Here is a 14,320-nt window from a genome sequence, read left to right as displayed (position 1 = left end):
ACCGGCGCACCTGAATCTCAGAATTCGGTATGCAGGCGCGTACCGAAAAACACCGCAGGACCGCGATCCGCGTTGTAGCCGGGATTGCGAATCCATTGCGCGTCGGCACTGATCCACAGGTGCTTGGTCGCCTGGAAGCTATAGAACGCCTCGACGATCTGCTCGGGCGCATAGTTCAGCTTGCCGTCTCCCAGGAATACGCCCAGGCCGCCTTGCTGCAGGTAGCGACGGTGATCCCGCGACAACATGTTGATAACCGCCGCGAGCCCGACCGTGTCATCCGAGCGGCCCCACTGGCTGCCCTTGACCAGCGTGCCGAACGACACGGAGCGATCGATCTCCGTAAAGGCGTAGGTTTCCGTCTTGCCGTCCGCCCAGGATGCACGTGCGAAGACGCCAATGTCGTCGTTGATCTGCTGTTCGCCGCCAATACCGACGCCGACCTTGGAGTTGTCGCGCCGCGCCAGGCTGATGTCCGGCGCGCTGCCCGTCGACTGGCCGAGGGCGAGGGCATCGTCGTAGCGGGCCATGTCGGTCCTGTTTCGGAAGAGCATCACGCGCAGCTTGCCCGGCTGACCCGCGAGCGTGTGGCTCCGCTCGACTTCAAACACGTCGCCGTAGTGGCGGCCGATGCGCGTGTCGAGCGGCAGGCCGTTGGATTCTTCCGGCTGGATGAAGCGGCCGATGCGATAGGCCCAGTCGCCGTCGTAATACTCCAGGGCGGCGCCCCAGGTGTAGCCGCGTGCATCAGCAGCGTAGTCGAACGCGCCGTGCGTGAGGAACGACCAGTTCAGGAATTGCGTGCGCGGATCGTGCGCGTAGGTCACGCTGTCGAACACGTCCAGCACCGAAAAATTGCCGGCTGTGAAGACAAGGCGACGCTTGTCGACTTGGCCGGCAAACTGGTTCATCTCGGCTTCCCTCTCTTCAGTGCCGCCACCCAGGCCGACCGTCTGGCGGAAGAAGGCGCGTGCGCGATAGAGCGTCGGGTTCGGGCCGGCGGTCTTGGCCAACTCACCATTGGTGAATCCGGCCAGGCCATGCAGACCCGAGAAGGGCTGGCCGAACGCCATTTCCGGATTGAAGTGCACTTCAGCGCCTTGCCACAGGCGCATGCCCAGGTCAAGCGTGGTCGTGACCGAATAGCTGGTGGTGGACTTGCTCGACAGGCTGTTCGGCCCGCTGTACGGCGAGTGGAACGATAGGTCGTGCTGCCACACGTAGGTGGCCTGGCCATGCACGGCAAAGCGGTCGGGATCGTTGATCGCCCAACCGGCGGTGTCGCCTGTGCTGCTTTCGGCTGCCAAGGCATGCCCGGCGCTCAAGGATAGGGCGCACAGGGCGGTCAAGCGGGCAAGACGGAACGGAAGCGGCATGGCGGCAAGCAGGGAGAACGCCGTTAGAATCCCTTTTTCGGATCCGGGAACGGCAAAAGTCCGCCATGTTAAACGTGGGCGGGTGACGGTCGGATGAAACACGCACGGAACGTGCCCCGATGTCACATCCGATGTTGTGTATTTCCCACCTTCAGCTTTCCACAATGAATCTCGCCCGCTTCGATCTCGTCACCCTCGGCCTGTTTGTGGCGGTGGCCCGGCTGGGCAGCATTTCGGCCGGGGCGCGCCAGTCGCACTTGGCCGTGGCTGCGGCAAGCAAGCGGATTTCCGATCTGGAAGCGGCTGTGGGCGCGCCGTTGCTATATCGCCATGCCGCCGGCGTGGAACTGACCGAGGCCGGCCAGGCGTGCTTCCGCCATGCTGTGGGCATCCTGCAGGACGTCGAGCGTATGGCCGGCGCACTGTCGGACTTTGCCGCGGGCACCCGCGGGCTGGTGCGCGTGTGGGCCAACACGTCGTCGATTACGCAATTCCTGGCAGATGACCTGGCCGCCTTCATGCTGGCCAATCCGGCCATCCGCATCGCGCTGGAAGAGCAGGACAGCGGCGATATCGTTGCCGCGCTGCGGGAGAACCGGGCGGACCTTGGCATCTTCGCGGCCGGTACACCCTGCGACGGGCTGCAATCGTTCGATTACCGCGAGGACGATCTCGCGTTGGTGACACCGCGCGGGCATCCATTGGCCGGGCGCAAGCACGTCCATTTCGCTGACGCCGTGGATTTCGACTTCGTCAGCCTGCCGCCGGGCACGTCGCTGGCCGCGCAACTGGTCGACGAGAGTGTCCGCCTGGGTAAGCCGCTGCGTTTGCGTATCCAGGTGCGCAGCTTTGAAGCCGTCTGCCGCATGGTGGCCTCCGGTCTGGGCGTGGGCGTGTTGCCGCGCATTGCGGCGCAAGGGCATGTATCGAGCCTGCCGGGCGCCGGTCTGGCCCTCGTGGCACTGCAAGACGAATGGGCGCATCGCCGCCTGTTGGTGGGCGTGCGCGACCCCGATGCCCTGACCAGCTCTGCGCGCCTGCTGATGACGCATCTGCTTGGCAACCCCGCTGCACTGTAAATTCAACGTTTTCTACAACCATGCCGACACAGGTTTTGCAGGACATCCGCGTGCTCGAACTCGGGCAACTGATTGCCGGGCCGTTTGCAGCCAAGACGCTCGCCGACTTTGGCGCGCAGGTCATCAAGATCGAGCCGCCGGGGCAGGGCGATCCGCTGCGCAAATGGCGGATGCTGCATGAGGGCACGTCAGTCTGGTGGGAAGCGCAGTCGCGCAACAAGCAGTCTGTTTGTGTGGACCTGCGTGTGCCGGAGGGGCAGGAAGTCGTACGCAAGCTGGCCGCCGAAGCCGATGTCCTGATCGAGAATTTCCGCCCCGGCACGATGGAAAAGTGGGGGCTGTCGTACGAGGCGCTTTCCGCCGTCAATCCGAAACTGATCATGCTGCGCGTGTCCGGCTATGGCCAGACGGGTCCCAAACGCGACGAGCCTGGCTTTGCCGCCATTGCCGAAGCCATGGCCGGCCTGCGCTATCTGACCGGTGAGCCGGGGCGGCCGCCTGCACGTGCGGGGCTGTCACTTGGCGATACGATCGCCGGCCTGCATGGTGCACTAGGCGTGTTGCTGGCCTTGTACGAACGCGATGCGCGTGGCGGCAATGGGCAGGTGATCGACGTGGCGCTGTACGAATCCGTGTTCAACCTGACGGAGAGCCTGCTGCCCGAATACTCGGTGTTCGGGGCAATCCGCCAGCCGGCGGGCGGGGCGCTGCCGGGCATCGCACCGTCGAATGCCTACCGCTGCGCCGGCGGCGAGTACGTTCTGATTGCCGCCAACGGCGACAACATCTTCCGCCGCCTGATGCAACACATGGGCCGGCAAGATCTGGCCGACGATCCCGGCCTGGCCCGCAACGACGGCCGCGCTGCGCGTGCAGAGGAGATCGACGCCGCCATCAACGCGTGGACGAGCACGCTGCCCATCGGCGATGTCCTGGCCGCGCTGCATGCGGCCGAAGTGCCCAGCGGCCCGATCTACACCGTCGCCGATATTGCCGCCGACCCGCATTACCGCGCGCGCGGTGTCATCGAAACGGTGCGCGCGCAGTCGGGCATTGATGTGGAGATGCCAGGCGTGGTGCCTAAGCTTTCCGCTACGCCGGGCGCCGTGCAGGCGAGCGCGCCGCGCCTGGGCCAGCACACACGTGACGTCCTGCGCGGCCACGGCCTCACCGACGCGCAGATCGACGCGCTGGCTTCGCAAGGCATCATTGCCGAAGCCAAAAGCTAAACAGCTAGGACGATCCCGCATGTTGTGTTGCAAATCGTTGCGGTAATATCGCCGCCAAGGCAGTGAACGCCACAAAACGGGAGACAGGCATGGGGACACGAGTCATTGGGCGCTGGGCAAAATGGGTGGGCGCAGCACTGTGCGCGACGAGCCTGGTGGCTGCCAGCCCCACCGTTCTGGCACAGGGCAAGCCTGAAAAGAGCAAGGTCACCATCGCGGTGGGCGGCAAGGCGTTGTTCTACTACCTGCCGCTGACGATTGCCGAGCGCCTGGGCTACTTCAAGGACGAAGGCCTGGACGTTGAGATTGTCGACTTTGCCGGCGGCGCGAAAGCCCTGCAGGCCGTGGTCGGCGGCAGCGCCGACGTGGTGAGCGGCGCGTATGAGCACACGCTGGTGCTGCAGGCCAAGGGCCAGATGTACCAGGAGTTCGTGCTGCAAGGGCGCGCACCGCAGATCGTGCTGGCGGTCAGCAACAAGACGATGCCCAACTACAAGTCGATTGCCGATTTGAAGGGCAAGAAGATCGGCGTGACGGCTCCGGGTTCATCGACCAACATCATGGTCAACTATGTGCTGGCGCGCGCCGGCATCAAGCCGAACGAAGTGTCGATCATCGGCGTGGGCCCGAGCAGCGGTGCGATTGCCGCCGTGCGCGCTGGCCAGATCGACGCCCTGGCCAACCTGGACCCGGTGATGTCGATGCTCACGCAGAAGAACGAAGTGCGCGTGGTCTCGGATACCCGTACGCTGGCCGATACCAAAGCGGTCTTCGGGGGGAACATGCCGGCGGGCTGCCTGTATGCATCCACCGCGTTCATCCAGAAGAATCCGAACACGACGCAGGCGATGACCAACGCCATGGTGCGCGCACTCAAGTGGCTGCAGAAGGCGGGCCCGTCGGACATCGTCAAGACGGTGCCGGAAGCCTATCTGCTGGGCGACCGCGCGCTGTATCTGGCAGCGTGGGACAAGGTGCGCGAAGCCATCTCACCTGATGGCACGATGCCCACCGACGGCCCCGCCACGGCACTGCGCACGCTGTCGGAGTTTGATGCGGAAGTGAAGGGCAAGCAGATCAAGCTCGACCAGACCTTCACCAATGCCTTCGTGCAGAAGGCCAACGCCAAGTACAAGTAATTCCAACAGGCTTTCAGCAACGCGCCCGGCTTCGCCCGGGCGTATTGCTTTTGGACCGCAGACCATGTCCCATCCCGCGCTTTCGTTCGATCAGATCACCTGTACGTTCATTTCACCCGACACGCCAGGCCAGCGTTACACCGCCGTCCAAAACACCTCGCTGGAGGTGCAGGCCGGCGAGTTCGTCTCCGTGGTGGGCCCCACCGGCTGCGGCAAATCTACGTTGCTGAATCTGGCTGCCGGCCTGTTGCAGCCATCTTCCGGGCAGGTTCGGGTGTTTGGCGAGCCGTTGCTCGGCATCAACCGGCGCGCCGGCTATATGTTCCAGGCTGAGGCGTTGATGCCATGGCGCAGCGCGCTCGACAACGTGACGGCCGGGCTGCAGTTTCGGGCCATGCCCGACAAGGATGCGCGTGACCTCGCCATGTCTTGGCTCGCGCGCGTGGGTTTGGCTGGGTTTGAAGACCGTTATCCGCATCAGCTTTCCGGCGGCATGCGCAAGCGCGTGAGCCTGGCGCAAACGCTAGTGCTCGACCCAGACATCATTCTTATGGACGAGCCGTTCTCGGCGCTCGACATTCAGACGCGCCAGCTGATGGAAAACGAGGTGCTCGATCTCTGGGCCGCCAAGCGCAAGGCGGTGCTGTTCATCACGCACGATCTGGACGAAGCCATTGCCATGAGCGACCGCGTGGTCGTGCTGGCCGCTGGCCCCGGCACCCACCCGATCGGCGAATTCACCATCGACCTGCCGCGCCCGCGCGATGTGGCTGAAATTCGCGACCAGGCCGGCTTTGTCGACCTGCATTCGCGCATCTGGGACGTCCTGCGTGAGGAAGTGCTCAAGGGCTATGCGCAGCACCGCCGCGTAGCTTGAACTGAATCTGATCGATTGCATCCATGGCTAACCGTCCGCTTTCTCTATTCGCGCTGCGCACCTGGCAGCTTGGCCTGCTGGTTGTCACGTTGGGTGTGTGGCACTTCGCCACGCGCTCGCAGGAAGTCGCGTTCTTCTTCGGAGAACCGCTCATCGTTGCCCAGCGCATCTGGGCGTGGTTTGTCACCGAGGGCGATATCTATCAACACCTGGGCGTGACGTTGGCCGAGACGGTGCTGGCCTTTGCCATCGGCACCGCCACTGGTCTGGGCGCCGGCTTGTGGCTGGCGCTGAGCCCGGCGGCTTCGGCAGTGCTTGATCCGTACATCAAAGCGGCCAACTCGATGCCGCGCGTGATCCTGGCGCCAATCTTTGGCGTGTGGTTTGGGCTGGGTATCTGGTCAAAGGTCGCGCTGGCGGTGACGCTGGTGTTCTTCATCGTCTTCTTCAACGTCTATCAGGGCGTGAAGGAAGTGAGCCCGGTCGTGCTGGCAAATGCGCGCATGCTGGGCGCATCGCAGCGGCAACTGCTGCGCTTTGTCTACCTGCCGAGCGCGACGAGCTGGGTGTTCTCGTCCCTGCATACGTCGGTGGGCCTGGCCTTCGTCGGGGCGGTGGTGGGGGAGTACCTCGGCTCCGCGCGCGGTGTTGGCTACCTGATCCTCCAGGCCGAGGGGACGTTCGACATCAACACCGTGTTTGCAGGCATCGTCGTGCTGACGGTCTTTGCGCTGGTGCTCGACTGGCTCGTCGGCTTGATGGAAAAACGCCTGATGCGCTGGCAGCCGAAGAGCGGCGAGACCGAGAAGCTCTGAGCGAGCGCGCTAACGACGCGAACGTCACATCGACCCTGCTCGTAGCAGGGTCATGCAACTAGACGGTCGGTCTACTACAATGCGATCCATCATGAGCAAGCACCCCGAACCCGTCACCGCTGAAGGCGCCGAAGCCCGGCACGACACCCGCGACCGCATTCTGGACGCCGGTGCCGAGCTGATCCTCGGGCGCGGTTTCTCGGCTGTCGGCTTGGCGGAAATCCTCGGCCGCGCGCAGGTACCCAAAGGCTCGTTTTATTACTACTTCGGGTCGAAGGAAGACTTTGGCGTCGCCATGCTGGAACGCTATTTCCAGGACTACGACGCGGGCGTTGTCAGCCTGTTCAACGACACGCGCGTCACCGCCCGCGAGCGGCTACTGCGCTATTTCACGGCCTGGATCGATCTGCATGAGCGCAGCGCATGCGAGGTCACCTGCTTGGCGGTCAAGCTGTCGGGGGAGGTATCGGATTTGTCGGAGCCGATGCGCAAAGTGTTGTCGACAGGGATGACGCGCATGGTCGAGCGCATCGCCACCGCAATCGAGGCGGGCGTCACCGACGGTTCGTTAGCGCCTGTGGAGGATGCGCGCCAGCTGGCCGAAGGGCTGTACGCCATGTGGATGGGCGGCGCGCTGTTGGCCAAGGCGCACCGCAATGTCGCCGCGTTCAAGAGCTGTGTGACGCAAACGGAAATTCTGCTGGCCAAGCCGAAACACTGATTGCAAAAGCCATTGCCGGCGAGGCACGTTCCTCGCTTTTTCTTTGACCCCGGTTCTAGATGACCGGTCGAATAGTCTCTCTTTCAGGAGCTGATATGACTCAACAATTGCTGTCCCCGATTCAGACCGGCCGTACGACCCTCGCCAATCGTGTCGTGATGGCGCCGCTCACGCGCTCGCGCGCCGGTCAGCCTGGCGACGTGCCGACCGAGCTGAACGTGACTTACTACGCCCAGCGTGCAACCGCCGGCCTGATCGTCACGGAAGCAACGCAAATTTCCCGCCAGGGCCAGGGCTACGCCTGGACGCCGGGTATGTACACCGACGAACAGGAAGCCGGTTGGAAGGCGGTCGTGGATGCCGTGCACGCCAAGGGTGGCCGCATCTCGCAACAGCTCTGGCACGTGGGCCGCATTTCCAACACGTTGCTGCAGGAAAACGGCCAGGCGCCTGTCGCGCCGTCGGCCATCGTCGCCAAGGGCGCGCAGAGCTTTGTCGTGCAGCCCGACGGCACGCCCGCCAATGTGCCGACCAGCGAGCCGCGCGCGCTCGCCACGGAAGAAATCCCTGGCGTGATCGCGCAATATCGTCAGGCTGTGCTGCGTGCACGCCGCGCTGGTTTCGACTTCGTCGAAATCCACGCCGCCAACGGTTACCTGCTGCACCAATTCCTGTCGACCAACAGCAATCAACGCACCGACCAATACGGCGGCTCGCTGGAAAACCGCGCCCGACTGATTCTCGAAGTGGTCGATACCGCCATCGCCGAGATTGGCGCAGACCGCGTCGGCATCCGCCTCTCGCCGCACTTCGTCGCGCATGACATTGCCGACGCACAAGCCGAAGAAAGCGCGTTGTACTTGGCCCGCGAGCTGGCCAAGCGTGGCATCGCCTATCTGCACATCGCCGAGCCGGATTGGGCTGGCGGCCCCGAGCTGACCGACGATTTCCGCCGGCAACTGCGCGACGCCTTCAAGGGCACGCTTATCGTGTGCGGCCAATACACGGCGGAAGAGGGCGAGCAGATGATTGCCTCCGGTCTGGCGGATGCCGTTGCGTTCGGTCGTCCGTTTATTGCCAACCCCGATCTGGTGGCGCGCTTCCGTGTCGGCGCCTCGCTTAACAAGCCCGATCGCGCAACCTTCTATGGCGGCCAGGAAAAGGGCTACACCGACTACCCGACGTTGGAAGAAGCGGCCTGATAATCGGTCGCGTCAAAAAGAAAGCCGCGCAGGCGATCAACCTGCGCGGCTTTTTTGTCTCCAGCGCCCCGGTTTTTAAGGCTGGATCACCACCTTGCCCGTCACCTTGCGCGCCGCCATGTCGAGCAGCGCCTGTGTCGTCTGCTCCAACGGATAGCGCGCCGAGATGTGCGGACGAATCTTGCCTTCCTGCATCCAGCCGAGCATCTGCATCATGTTCGCCAGATTCGCCTTCGGCTCGCGACGTGCAAACTCGCCCCAGAACACGCCGACCAGCGACGCGCCTTTGAGCAGCGCCAGGTTCAACGGCATCTTCGGGATCTCGCCGTTGGCAAAGCCAACCACGAGGTAGCGGCCACGCCAGGCGATCGAACGGAACGCCGGTTCTGCATAGATTCCGCCGACCGGGTCATAGATCACGTCCGGGCCCTTGCCGTCGGTCAATTCCTTGATGCGCTCGCGCAGGTCTTCGGTCGAATAGTTGATGAGCGCATCGGCGCCGTGGTCTTTGCAGACCGCGAGCTTCTCGTCGCTCGACGCCGCCGCGATGACGCGTGCGCCAATCGCCTTGCCGATCTCAATGGCCGCCAGCCCGACGCCGCCCGCCGCGCCGAGCACCAGCATCGTTTCGCCAGCCTTCAGTTGCCCGCGATCGACCACCGCGTGGTGCGACGTGCCGTATGTAAGCGTGAATGCGGCTGCGGTGTCGAATGCCATGCCAGGCGGCATTGGCATCACCACCTTGGCCGACGCCTTCACCTGTGAAGCAAAGGCGCCTTGGCCAAGGAAGGCGATCACGTGGTCGCCGGTCTTGAGGTGCGACACGCCTTCGCCCACCGCATTGACCACGCCCGCGACTTCCGAGCCTGGCGTAAACGGCAGCTCCGGCTTGAACTGGTATTTGTTCTGGATGATCAGCACGTCAGGGAAATTCACCCCCGCAGCCTTCACGTCGATAACCACTTCACCGGCACCCGGCGAGAGGTCCGGCAGCGTTTCGATCACCAGCGATTCGGGCGGGCCCCAGGTTTTGCAGACGACGGCTTTCATCATGTGTCTCCTCAACAGTCTTGCGTTGGATTGTTCGCCATCTCGCATGCATTGCACGCGATCTCGTCCGGCAGTGTAACCGAATAAAAGCACGGTCGTTCGATTTGGCCGGCGGCGATAAATCGTGCGGCTTGTCGATGCATTTTTTGTAAGCGTGTAGAACGTGTGCGCGAGCACGATTCGCGAACGTTGCTCGGTTACAATCCGCGCCATGCATATTCTCATTGCCAACGACGACGGATACCTCGCGCCCGGGCTCGCGGCGCTGCATCGTGCGCTGAGCCCTCTCGGCCGCGTGACGGTGGTCGCACCGGAGCAGAACCACAGCGGCGCGTCGAACTCGCTCACGCTGCAACGGCCGCTTTCGGTGTTCGAAGCAACCGAGGGTGCCCAGAAGGGCTTTCGCTTCGTCAACGGTACGCCAACGGACTGCGTGCACATCGCGCTCACCGGCATGATCGAAGAGAAGCCCGATCTGGTCGTCTCGGGCATCAACCAGGGCCAGAACATGGGTGAAGACGTGCTGTATTCCGGCACCGTCGCCGCTGCCATCGAAGGTTATTTGTTCGGTATTCCGTCGATTGCGTTCTCGCAGGCCGACAAAGGCTGGACGCACCTTGACGCTGCCGAGCGCGTCGCCCGTGAGGTTGTCGAGCGCTATCTGTCCGATCCGCCGGATGGCCCGGTCCTGCTCAACGTCAATATCCCGAATCTGCCGTACGGCGAGCTTGGCGGCTGGCGCGCAACGCGTCTAGGCAAGCGGCACCAATCGCAGCCGGTGATCCGCCAAGCCAATCCGCGCGGCGAGCCGATCTTCTGGGTCGGTGCCGCCGGCGATGCGAAAGACGCCAGCGAAGGCACCGATTTCCATGCCGTCGCGCATGGCTTCGTCTCGCTGACACCGCTGCAGCTCGATCTGACCGATACGGCCCAACTGCGCACTGTGCGCCGCTGGCAGACGCCATGATCGCCTTGGTGGCACATGTCTGAACGCCCGCGCGACCGGCGCTTTCCGTTGACGCTCGATGCTGTGGTCGAGCGCAAGCCCGTGGAACGTCAGCGTGAAACGCGCATCTCGTCGGGGGTGAGCGCAGTGTCGCGCCCCACGCCGGTGCGCATGGCATCCGTCGAGCGCGCGTCGCCCGCATCCGCTCCGGCGCCTGCGCCACAGCGTGTGGCGGGTGTCGATGCCGCTGTCGGTGCCGTCGCCGCGAGCGCCGTTCAGGCACGCACGGCTGCAGCGCACGCCGCGGCCGGTGGCATGGCATCGGATCGTGCGCGTCAGGCGCTGGTTGGCCGTGTGCAGGCCGGAGGCGTGAGTGATAAGCGCGTGTTGGCTGCAATCGGCACGGTGCCGCGTCATTTGTTTGTCGATGCCGGCCTCGCCTCGCAGGCGTACGAAGATTCCGCATTGCCGATCGGCCATCAGCAAACGATCTCGAAGCCGTCAGTGGTCGGACGGATGATCGAGCTGTTGTTGAGTGGGCGGCCCGGCCGCACTGGCATGCCGCTGGCTCGCGTGCTGGAAATTGGTACCGGCTGCGGCTACCAGGCAGCCGTTCTCGCACAGCTCGCCGACGAGGTGTACTCGATCGAGCGCGTTCGCCCGCTGCATGAAAAAGCCAAAGCGAACTTGCGGCCACTCCGCGTGCCAAACATCCGTCTGCACTATGGCGACGGCATGCTGGGGCTGCCGAAGGCCGCGCCGTTCGACGCCATCATCCTGGCTGCGGCGGGGCTGGAGGTGCCGCAGGCGCTGCTCGACCAGTTGACAATCGGCGGCAGGCTGATCGCCCCCGTGGCCACCGACCGCAACAGCGGCCCCGCGCAGCAGCTCGTTCTCATCGAGCGCCGCAGTCGCTTCCAGTTTCACAGTACCGCGCTTGAAGGCGTTTTCTTTGTCCCGTTAAAATCAGGAACTGTTTAGCATGTTCATTTCCCGGAGCTCCATGAACCGTCCAAGCCCCGTACGCGCAGGCCGGCTCGCCGTGGCGATGGTATCGGCCGCACTACTGGCGGCTTGCGCATCCTCCGGCAACCAAGCGCCTGTTCTCGATCGTACATCGCGCGCCGGCAACACTGGCACCGTGTCGCAAGAGCCGCCGCCCCCCGGCTACTATCGGGTCAAGCGTGGCGATACCTTGTACAGCATCGCCTTGCGTAACGGCCAAGCGCCGCGTGACCTGGTGGCCTGGAACAACATCGCCAACCCCAACCAGATCGAAGTCGATCAGCTGTTGCGCGTCGTTCCGCCGAACGCGGAAGTCAGCAGCACCGGGGCCGTGGTCACGCCGGTTCGCCCCGCCAACACGAGCACGCAGCCGGTCGATTCCGCACCGGTCACGCCGCCGCCCGCAGCGTCGGCCAGCGCTCCTGCCGGGGCAACCGACGGCGCAATTTCGCTGGCGTGGCCTGCCCGCGGCTCGCTCATCAACCGTTTCGATGACAAGAGCAATAAGGGCATCGACATTGGTGGCAAACGCGGTGACGCGGTGGTCGCTGCCGACGACGGAAAAGTGATCCACGTTGGACCCTTGCGTGGGTACGGGAATCTTGTCATCATCAAACACAACGACACGTTCCTGACCGCCTACGGCAACAACGATAAGGTTCTGGTCACCGAGCAATCCACGGTTAAGAAAGGGCAGAAGATCGCCGAAATGGGCAGTACCGATGCGGATCGCGTGAAGCTTCATTTTGAAGTGCGCCGCAACGGTAAGCCGGTCGATCCGATGCGCTACTTGCCGCCTCAATAGAGGAATGCATGCCGCGCCAGAAAGCCGCCACGCCCGTCACCCCCGCCGATGACAACATCGACGCTGCTGTAGAGGGCCAGCGCACCCCGAATGGGCGCGCGGGGCGGCGTGCGCGCGGCGAGGCGCAGCCGCCCGCTGAAGAGATCGAAGTCGTCGACGCGCTCGTCGACGACCTGCCCGTTTCCGATTCCGCCGAACTCAACGACACGTCGGACAGTGCCGACGAGCCCGATGAAGAAGAGGAAGAAGGTGAAGAGGCCGAGGAAGCTGCACCAGAGGAAGATTTCCGCAAGGTGCTACAGGCCGAACTGGCCGCCGACACCGTTCAGCACTATCTCAATCGCATCAGTATCAAGCCGCTTCTGACGCCGGCCGAAGAGCTGCATTTCTCGACGTTGGCCAAGGCTGGCGAGTTTGCCGCGCGCCAAGTCATGATCGAGCGCAATCTCCGCTTGGTCGTGAGCATTGCCAAGGGCTATCTGAACCGCGGTGTGCCGTTGCTCGATCTGATCGAAGAGGGCAACCTGGGTCTGATGCACGCGATTGAAAAGTTCGATCCGGAACGCGGATTCCGCTTCTCCACGTATGCAACGTGGTGGATCCGCCAGAGCATCGAGCGCGCGATCATGAATCAGGCGCGCACAGTTCGTTTGCCGGTGCACGTAATTCGCGAGCTCAACCAGGTGCTGCGCGCCAAGCGCCATCTGGAAAAGAGTGGCGTGGATGGCCGAGACGCAAGTCTTGAAGACATCGCCCACCTACTCGGCAAGACCACGGAGGAAGTGCAGGACGTGCTCTCGCTCAATGAGCACACGACTTCGCTGGATACGCCGTTCGACCTTGATCCGGGTACGAGCCTGCTCGATTTCCTGTCGGACGAGCATGGTGCTTCGCCCGATCAAGAGGTGGCACATCGCGAGCTGTCGCTGTTGATGAAGTCGTGGCTCGCACGTTTGTCTGACAAGCATCGCTATGTCGTTGAGCGCCGCTTCGGCCTTAACTACATCGAGCCGGCCACGCTGGAAGAACTTGCCGCCGAGATGGGTTTGACGCGTGAACGCGTGCGTCAGATTCAGCAGGAAGCGCTGGTGAAGCTCAAACGCCATTTCGCCTCGCAAGGCGTGCGCAAGGACGCGGTGCTGTAAGGCACTGCTGTCCCTTTGTCCCTCGTCTCTTTTTCTAGTCGTTCCGAAGCTCCAGCAGCATCGGTTGATGATCCGATGCCTGGGTGGTGCTGTTGACTTCCAGGCGCAGCACGCGCGGCTTCAGTGGTTCGCTGACCAGCATGAAATCGCACGCGTAGGCCGGTTCGGTCCAGCCAGCGCGGTCGTGCACGCCGAAAGTCGGTGGCTGCGGCGTCGCGCCGTGCGCAATCTCCCACGCATCATGCAAAGCGGGTTCGCGAGTGAATGGCACGGTGGCCAAGCGCTTGGGCGTCGAGTCGGGCTTGCAGTTGAAATCGCCGCAGACGATGGTTGCCGAGGTCTGTGCAAGCGGGCGGAAAGGGCCAGCTTCGGGCTCTGTGCCAAGCACGGATGGTTGAGTCGTGCGCGCGCAACCTTCTGCGTGGATGGCCCGCAGAGCATCGATTTGTGCGACACGCTGATGTTCCGAGTAGTACTCCAGATGTGTGGTGACAACACGCAAGGCACCGAACGGCGCCTGCACGATTGCCTCAATGGCCATGCGCGGCATGCACGGTGTGGCATCGGGCGGACAGGACAATGCGTGGCGCCGGATGTAATGCACGGGCAGGCGCGTGACAATGGCGTTGCCGAAGCGCTGCGCATGCGCGCCGTTGTGGCGCTCCAGCGCGAATCCACTGATGACGGTGTATTCGCTGCCAAGCGCCTCGGCCAGCTCGCTCCATTGGTCGATGCCCGGTCGGCCCGGGAGGTCGCTGAAGCCGGAGGTGACTTCCTGCAGGCATAACACGTCAAATTCGGCCATCGCACGTGCTTGCGCGAGTTGGCGCTCGAGGCTGACGTGTCCGTCGGCGCCCCGGCCCCATTGGATGTTCCACGTCAGGATGACGGTGCCCATGCTGGTCCTCCGGTGTCTTACAATGCCGCCCTT

14 protein-coding genes are annotated in these 14,320 nt (G+C 63.6%); 11 read left to right on the top strand and 3 right to left on the bottom strand.

Annotation, left to right across the window (positions count from 1 at the left end):
* Positions 1-17: 17 nt before the first annotated feature.
* The gene (locus tag ACTJK6_RS03595) at positions 18-1,307 is read right to left on the bottom strand and encodes a carbohydrate porin (RefSeq protein WP_440838360.1); all 1,290 of its coding nucleotides are present in this window, start codon (positions 1,305-1,307) and stop codon (positions 18-20) included.
* Positions 1,308-1,540: 233 nt separating this feature from the next.
* Here ACTJK6_RS03595 and ACTJK6_RS03590 point away from each other — a divergent pair, with 233 nt between their 5' ends.
* The 7 genes from ACTJK6_RS03590 to ACTJK6_RS03560 all read left to right on the top strand — a co-directional run bounded on the left by ACTJK6_RS03590 (position 1,541) and on the right by ACTJK6_RS03560 (position 8,438).
* Positions 1,541-2,455, top strand: coding sequence for a LysR substrate-binding domain-containing protein (locus ACTJK6_RS03590; RefSeq protein ID WP_232042495.1), 915 nt, complete (start codon positions 1,541-1,543; stop codon positions 2,453-2,455).
* A 20-nt stretch (positions 2,456-2,475) separates the two neighbouring features.
* Positions 2,476-3,684, top strand: a complete 1,209-nt coding sequence (locus ACTJK6_RS03585) for a CaiB/BaiF CoA transferase family protein (RefSeq protein WP_440838359.1) — start codon at positions 2,476-2,478, stop codon at positions 3,682-3,684.
* 89 nt (positions 3,685-3,773) lie between these two features.
* The gene (locus ACTJK6_RS03580) at positions 3,774-4,823 is read left to right on the top strand and encodes an ABC transporter substrate-binding protein (protein ID WP_440838358.1); all 1,050 of its coding nucleotides are present in this window, start codon (positions 3,774-3,776) and stop codon (positions 4,821-4,823) included.
* 64 nt (positions 4,824-4,887) lie between these two features.
* Positions 4,888-5,700 (top strand): ABC transporter ATP-binding protein, encoded by an 813-nt coding sequence (locus ACTJK6_RS03575; RefSeq protein WP_440838357.1) that lies wholly within the window; start codon positions 4,888-4,890, stop codon positions 5,698-5,700.
* 23 nt (positions 5,701-5,723) lie between these two features.
* Positions 5,724-6,515 (top strand): ABC transporter permease, encoded by a 792-nt coding sequence (locus ACTJK6_RS03570; protein ID WP_440818261.1) that lies wholly within the window; start codon positions 5,724-5,726, stop codon positions 6,513-6,515.
* 91 nt (positions 6,516-6,606) lie between these two features.
* Entirely contained in the window at positions 6,607-7,236 is a 630-nt protein-coding gene (locus ACTJK6_RS03565) for a TetR/AcrR family transcriptional regulator (RefSeq protein WP_440838356.1), read from the top strand.
* A gap of 95 nt (positions 7,237-7,331) precedes the next feature.
* On the top strand, positions 7,332-8,438 hold the full coding sequence (locus ACTJK6_RS03560) for an alkene reductase (protein WP_440838355.1): 1,107 nt from the start codon (positions 7,332-7,334) through the stop codon (positions 8,436-8,438).
* 75 nt (positions 8,439-8,513) lie between these two features.
* On the opposite strand, the gene ACTJK6_RS03555 is transcribed toward ACTJK6_RS03560, so the two are convergent.
* Positions 8,514-9,488 carry an NADPH:quinone oxidoreductase family protein gene (locus ACTJK6_RS03555; protein WP_440838775.1) on the bottom strand — a complete coding sequence of 325 codons (975 nt, stop codon included), beginning with the start codon at positions 9,486-9,488 and terminating at the stop codon, positions 8,514-8,516.
* 211 nt (positions 9,489-9,699) lie between these two features.
* Between ACTJK6_RS03555 and surE the strand changes: the two genes are divergently transcribed.
* Genes surE through rpoS form a run of 4 tightly spaced genes read left to right on the top strand, consistent with a single transcriptional unit; the run spans position 9,700 to position 13,389 of the window.
* Positions 9,700-10,455 (top strand): 5'/3'-nucleotidase SurE, encoded by a 756-nt coding sequence (gene surE / locus ACTJK6_RS03550; protein WP_232042502.1) that lies wholly within the window; start codon positions 9,700-9,702, stop codon positions 10,453-10,455.
* A 15-nt stretch (positions 10,456-10,470) separates the two neighbouring features.
* Complete coding sequence (locus ACTJK6_RS03545; protein WP_232042503.1) at positions 10,471-11,415, top strand: protein-L-isoaspartate(D-aspartate) O-methyltransferase; 945 nt, start codon at positions 10,471-10,473, stop codon at positions 11,413-11,415.
* 1 nt (position 11,416) lies between these two features.
* Positions 11,417-12,244: a peptidoglycan DD-metalloendopeptidase family protein gene (locus ACTJK6_RS03540; protein ID WP_232042504.1), complete on the top strand. Its 828-nt coding sequence runs from the start codon at positions 11,417-11,419 to the stop codon at positions 12,242-12,244.
* Between the two features lie 8 nt (positions 12,245-12,252).
* Positions 12,253-13,389 (top strand): RNA polymerase sigma factor RpoS, encoded by a 1,137-nt coding sequence (gene rpoS / locus ACTJK6_RS03535; protein ID WP_232042505.1) that lies wholly within the window; start codon positions 12,253-12,255, stop codon positions 13,387-13,389.
* Between the two features lie 34 nt (positions 13,390-13,423).
* On the opposite strand, the gene ACTJK6_RS03530 is transcribed toward rpoS, so the two are convergent.
* Positions 13,424-14,287, bottom strand: coding sequence for an endonuclease/exonuclease/phosphatase family protein (locus ACTJK6_RS03530; protein ID WP_322016528.1), 864 nt, complete (start codon positions 14,285-14,287; stop codon positions 13,424-13,426).
* Positions 14,288-14,320: the final 33 nt, after the last annotated feature.

It is taken from the genome of Ralstonia sp. 22086 (assembly GCF_052045975.1).
GTDB classification, from domain to species: domain Bacteria; phylum Pseudomonadota; class Gammaproteobacteria; order Burkholderiales; family Burkholderiaceae; genus Ralstonia; species Ralstonia wenshanensis.
The sequence above is the reverse complement of the archived record's forward strand: the minus strand, read 5'-3'. Positions and strand labels throughout refer to the sequence as shown.

Coding starts and splice junctions, on each gene's coding strand:
- ACTJK6_RS03590 (WP_232042495.1), top strand. CDS start 1,541: ATGAATCTCGCCCGCTTCGATCTCGTCACCCTCGGCCTGTTTGTGGCG.
- ACTJK6_RS03585 (WP_440838359.1), top strand. CDS start 2,476: ATGCCGACACAGGTTTTGCAGGACATCCGCGTGCTCGAACTCGGGCAA.
- ACTJK6_RS03580 (WP_440838358.1), top strand. CDS start 3,774: ATGGGGACACGAGTCATTGGGCGCTGGGCAAAATGGGTGGGCGCAGCA.
- ACTJK6_RS03575 (WP_440838357.1), top strand. CDS start 4,888: ATGTCCCATCCCGCGCTTTCGTTCGATCAGATCACCTGTACGTTCATT.
- ACTJK6_RS03570 (WP_440818261.1), top strand. CDS start 5,724: ATGGCTAACCGTCCGCTTTCTCTATTCGCGCTGCGCACCTGGCAGCTT.
- ACTJK6_RS03565 (WP_440838356.1), top strand. CDS start 6,607: ATGAGCAAGCACCCCGAACCCGTCACCGCTGAAGGCGCCGAAGCCCGG.
- ACTJK6_RS03560 (WP_440838355.1), top strand. CDS start 7,332: ATGACTCAACAATTGCTGTCCCCGATTCAGACCGGCCGTACGACCCTC.
- ACTJK6_RS03555 (WP_440838775.1), bottom strand. CDS start 9,488: ATGAAAGCCGTCGTCTGCAAAACCTGGGGCCCGCCCGAATCGCTGGTG.
- surE (WP_232042502.1), top strand. CDS start 9,700: ATGCATATTCTCATTGCCAACGACGACGGATACCTCGCGCCCGGGCTC.
- ACTJK6_RS03545 (WP_232042503.1), top strand. CDS start 10,471: ATGTCTGAACGCCCGCGCGACCGGCGCTTTCCGTTGACGCTCGATGCT.
- ACTJK6_RS03540 (WP_232042504.1), top strand. CDS start 11,417: ATGTTCATTTCCCGGAGCTCCATGAACCGTCCAAGCCCCGTACGCGCA.
- rpoS (WP_232042505.1), top strand. CDS start 12,253: ATGCCGCGCCAGAAAGCCGCCACGCCCGTCACCCCCGCCGATGACAAC.
- ACTJK6_RS03530 (WP_322016528.1), bottom strand. CDS start 14,287: ATGGGCACCGTCATCCTGACGTGGAACATCCAATGGGGCCGGGGCGCC.